The organism is Burkholderia sp. LMG 13014, assembly GCF_905232215.1.
GTDB lineage: Bacteria > Pseudomonadota > Gammaproteobacteria > Burkholderiales > Burkholderiaceae > Burkholderia.
Genome location: NZ_CAJNKE010000472.1, coordinates 1 through 4,631 on the forward strand (window position 1 = coordinate 1; position 4,631 = coordinate 4,631).

A 4,631-nucleotide genomic window follows, 5' to 3' on the forward strand; every position below is an offset into this window, starting at 1 on the left:
ATTTCGCCCCTACAGTTCGTGGTTGTCATCCTCTCGTCGCTCGGAAGCCCCTATGTCCAATGCCTATAAACGCGTCCTTCTCAAACTTTCCGGCGAAGCGCTGATGGGCGACGATGCCTTCGGCATCAATCGCGCGACGATCGAACGGATGGTGGCCGATATCGCGGAAGTGGTGCGTCTCGGCACGCAGCTCGCGGTCGTGATCGGTGGCGGTAATATTTTCCGTGGCGTTGCGGGCGGCGCGGCCGGCATGGATCGCGCGACGGCGGACTACATGGGGATGCTCGCAACGATGATGAACGCGTTGGCGCTGCAGGACGCGATGCGCCACGCCGGCATCGAGGCGCGCGTGCAGTCCGCGCTGCGGATGGACCAGGTCGTCGAGCCGTACATCCGGCCCCGCGCGATCCGCCAGCTCGAGGAAGGCCGCGTCGTGATCTTCGCGGCCGGCACGGGCAACCCGTTCTTCACGACGGACACGGCCGCCGCGCTGCGCGGTTCGGAAGTGGGCGCCGAGGTCGTATTGAAGGCGACCAAGGTCGATGGCGTATATTCTGCCGATCCGAAGAAGGATCCGTCGGCCACGCGCTACACGACGATCAGCTTCGACGAGGCGATCGGCCGCAACCTGCAGGTGATGGACGCGACGGCCTTCGCGCTGTGCCGCGACCAGAAGCTGCCGATTCGCGTGTTTTCGATCAATAAGCCGGGCGCGCTCAAGCGCATCGTGCTGGGCGAGGACGAAGGTACGCTCGTCCACGTGTAAACTCCCGCGGATGCGGGCCATCGGCTGCGGCGCGCCAGATGCGCCGGGTCGGGTCCGCGTTCTTTGAAGGTTTGAAGGTTCGGAGGTTGAAATGAGTGTCGCTGATACCAAGAAGGGCGTCGAGCAGAAGATGCAGCGCTCGATCGATGCATTCAAGAGCGATCTGGCGAAGATCCGTACGGGCCGTGCGCACACCGGCATGCTCGATCACGTGCAGGTTGACTACTACGGGTCGATGGTGCCGATTTCGCAGGTTGCCAACATGACGCTCGTCGACGCGCGCACGATCGGTGTGCAGCCGTGGGAAAAGCCGATGGTTGCGAAGGTCGAGAAGGCCATTCGCGAAGCCGATCTCGGCCTGAACCCGGCCACGTCCGGCGACCTGATCCGCGTGCCGATGCCGGCGCTGACGGAAGAGCGCCGCCGCGAGCTGACCAAGGTCGTCAAGAGCGAAGGCGAAACGGCCAAGGTCGCGATCCGCAACCTGCGCCGCGATGCGAACGAAGCGCTCAAGAAGCTCGTGAAGGACAAGGAAATCTCGGAAGACGACGAGCGCCGTGCGAGCGACGACGTGCAGAAGCTGACCGACAAGCACGTCGCCGAAATCGACAAGCTCGTGCAGAGCAAGGAAGCCGAGATCATGACGGTCTGACGACCGTCCTCGCGCGCCGCCTTCTTCCCGCATTACTGTCTCAACGGCCATGACCTATACCAGCTCTACCGTTCGCGTGCCTGACGTCGGCGTCGTGCCGCGTCACATCGCGATCATCATGGACGGCAACGGCCGTTGGGCGACCGAACGCCGCTTGCCGCGCGTCGCGGGGCACACCCGTGGCGTCGATGCCGTACGGTCGGTGGTCGAAGGTTGCGCGCGCGCCGGCGTCGAATACCTGACGCTGTTCGCGTTCAGTTCGGAGAACTGGCGCCGGCCGAACGACGAAGTGTCGTTCCTGATGCGACTCTTCATCACCGCGCTCGAGCGCGAGGTCGGCAAGCTCCATGCGAACGGGATCCGCCTGCGTGTCGTCGGCGATCTCGACCGCTTCGAGCCGCGCATCCGCGAACTGATTCGCCGCGCCGAAACCAAGACGGCGCGCAACACCCGTCTTACGCTCACCATCGCGGCCAACTACGGCGGCCGGTGGGACATCCTGCAGGCGACGAAGAAGCTCATCGAGCAGGCCGTGCGCGAGGGTCGCGAGGTCGAAGTGACCGAGGACGCGTTCGCGCCGCACCTGGCAATGGCCTATGCGCCGGAGCCCGATCTCTTCATCCGTACCGGTGGCGAGCAGCGCGTCAGCAACTTCCTGCTGTGGCAACTCGCGTACGCCGAATTCTATTTCACCGACAAATACTGGCCGGATTTCGACGGCGCGGCACTGGCCGACGCCATGGCGTCGTATACGGAGCGCGAGCGCCGTTTCGGCCGCACGAGCGCACAGCTCGAACCGCAATCGCAGAACGCCGACTCCCTTTCATGCTGAAAACCCGTGTGATCACGGCGATCGTGATGCTGGCGGTATTGCTGCCGGTGACGCTGTTCGCGCCGCTCACCGCGTTCGGCGCGCTCATTGGCGTCGTGCTCGTGTTTGCCGCGTGGGAATGGGCGCGCCTGCTCAAGCTCGGCGGTGCCGGCCCGGTCATCTATGCCGTCGTCGCGGCGCTTGCGCTCGCAGCAACGGCGCCGCTCGGCGTCGACGCGGCTTCGTCCCGTCCCCTTTTCATGGCAGCCGGCGTGTTCTGGCTGCTGGTCGGCCCGTTCACGCTGCGGCGCAAGCCGGAGCTCGCGGGCGGCGTATGGCGTCCGTTCCTGCTGGTGGCCGGCCTCGTGGTCTTCGCGGCCTGCTGGCATGCGCTCGTCGCGGCGCGCGCGCAGGGCGTGCCGTTCGTGCTGTCGCTGCTTCTGGTCGTCTGGCTCGCCGATATCGGCGCATACTTCGCGGGCAAGGCCTTCGGAAAGCGTAAACTGGCCATCACGATCAGTCCCGGCAAGAGCTGGGAAGGCGCGATCGGTGGCTGGCTTGCCGTGATGGTCGTCGCCGGCGTCGCGATGGCTGCGCACGCGTTCGAGCCGACCCTGTTTTCCGCGTTCGCCGTGCGCTACGGGATGCCCGGCGCGTGGGCTGCACTGACGCTGCTGGTCGCGTACAGCGTGATCGGGGACCTGTTCGAGTCGCTGTTGAAGCGGCAGGCGGGCGTGAAGGATTCGAGCGGACTGCTGCCGGGTCATGGCGGCGTGCTCGACCGTGTCGACGCGCTGCTGCCGGTGCTGCCGCTCGCGATGCTGCTGCTTGGTTAAACCATTATTTCTGTTATGCAAAAACGTCTGACATTGCTCGGTTCCACGGGCTCGATCGGAGACAGCACGCTCGACGTGGTCGCGCGCCATCCCGAGCGCTTCTCGGTCTATGCGCTGACCGCACACCGCAACGGCGACAAGCTGGTCGAGCAGTGCCTGCGCTTCGCGCCTGAAGTCGCGGTGGTCGGCGATGCGCAGACGGCCGCGCAGGTCGAAGCGAAGCTGCGCGCGGCGGGCAGCAAGACCGCGGTGCTGTACGGGCCGCAGGCGCTCGTCGACGTCTCGAAGAGCGACGGCTGCGACACGGTGGTCGCGGCGATCGTCGGTGCGGCCGGCATGGCGCCGAGCCTCGCGGCTGCGCGCGCCGGCAAGCGCATCCTGCTCGCGAACAAGGAAGCGCTGGTGATGTCGGGCGCGATCTTCATGGACGCGGTGCGCGACCATGGCGCGATCCTGCTGCCGGTCGACAGCGAACACAACGCGATCTTCCAGTGCATGCCGCGCGACGCGGCCGAGCACGGCGGGATCTCGAAGATCATCCTGACCGCGTCGGGCGGCCCGTTCCGCACGCGCGAGCCGGCCACGCTCGTCGATGTGACGCCGGACGAAGCGTGCAAGCACCCGAACTGGGTGATGGGCCGCAAGATCTCGGTCGATTCCGCGACGATGATGAACAAGGGCCTCGAGGTGATCGAGGCGCACTGGATCTTCGGGCTGCCGGGCGACCGGATCGACGTGCTGATCCATCCGCAGAGCGTGATCCATTCGCTCGTGTCGTACCGCGACGGCTCGGTGCTCGCACAGCTCGGCAACCCCGACATGCGCACGCCGATCGCGTACGCGCTCGCATTCCCCGAGCGTGTCGATGCGGGCGTCGATCAGCTCGACCTCGCGCAGATCGCGCAGCTGTCGTTCGAGAAGCCCGATTACGCGCGCTTCCCGTGCCTCGCGCTCGCCTTGAAGGCGCTTGACGAAGGCGGTATCGCGAGCGCCGCATTGAACGCAGCGAACGAAGTGGCGGTCGAAGCGTTTCTCGAGCGCCGCATCGGCTTCATGGCGATTGCGGCGACGGTCGACGCCGTGCTCAACACGCTGCCGAACCGCGTGCCCGACGGGCTCGACGATGTCCTGGCGGCGGATGCCGAGGCACGCCGCCTCGCCGCCGAAATCATTGCGAAAGCGCCTGCGCCACGCGTGGAGCGCACTGTCTGAATGGGGTGCTCATGAACGTGCTGGTCGAACTGATCGCGTTTGCGGTGGCGATCGGGGTGCTGGTCGTCGTGCATGAGTACGGACATTATCGCGTCGCGCGCTGGTGCGGCGTGAAGGTGCTGCGTTTCTCGATCGGCTTCGGCCAGCCCGTCGCGCGCTGGGTCAGCCGCAGGACGGGCACTGAGTGGACGCTGTCCGCGCTGCCGCTCGGCGGCTACGTGAAGATGCTCGACGAGCGCGATCCCGGCCCCGGTATCCCGCCCGAGGAACTCGGGCAGGCGTTCAATCGCCAGTCGGTCTACAAGCGCATCGCGATCGTCGCGGCCGGGCCAATTGCCAATTTCCTGTTGGCAA

General features: G+C 66.1%; 6 protein-coding genes. All 6 read left to right on the forward strand.

The genetic code is table 11. The features are described 5' to 3' along the window. Positions 1-52: 52 nt before the first annotated feature. A complete protein-coding gene (gene pyrH, locus JYJ84_RS28925; RefSeq protein ID WP_174918843.1) occupies positions 53-766 on the forward strand; it encodes a UMP kinase in 714 nt (237 codons plus the stop codon). 91 nt (positions 767-857) lie between these two features. Continuing rightward, entirely contained in the window at positions 858-1,418 is a 561-nt protein-coding gene (gene frr / locus JYJ84_RS28930) for a ribosome recycling factor (RefSeq protein ID WP_048248629.1), read from the forward strand. Between the two features lie 49 nt (positions 1,419-1,467). Continuing rightward, the gene (gene uppS / locus JYJ84_RS28935; protein ID WP_175223075.1) at positions 1,468-2,250 is read left to right on the forward strand and encodes a polyprenyl diphosphate synthase; all 783 of its coding nucleotides are present in this window, start codon (positions 1,468-1,470) and stop codon (positions 2,248-2,250) included. Beyond that, on the forward strand, positions 2,244-3,065 hold the full coding sequence (locus JYJ84_RS28940) for a phosphatidate cytidylyltransferase (RefSeq protein ID WP_175223076.1): 822 nt from the start codon (positions 2,244-2,246) through the stop codon (positions 3,063-3,065). Before uppS ends, JYJ84_RS28940 begins: the two co-directional genes overlap by 7 nt. 15 nt (positions 3,066-3,080) lie before the next feature. Further along, positions 3,081-4,277: a 1-deoxy-D-xylulose-5-phosphate reductoisomerase gene (locus tag JYJ84_RS28945; RefSeq protein ID WP_122945699.1), complete on the forward strand. Its 1,197-nt coding sequence runs from the start codon at positions 3,081-3,083 to the stop codon at positions 4,275-4,277. An 11-nt stretch (positions 4,278-4,288) separates the two neighbouring features. Next, positions 4,289-4,631, forward strand: a 343-nt coding sequence (locus tag JYJ84_RS28950; RefSeq protein ID WP_205189787.1) for a site-2 protease family protein, incomplete at its 3' end; no start/stop codon positions are given.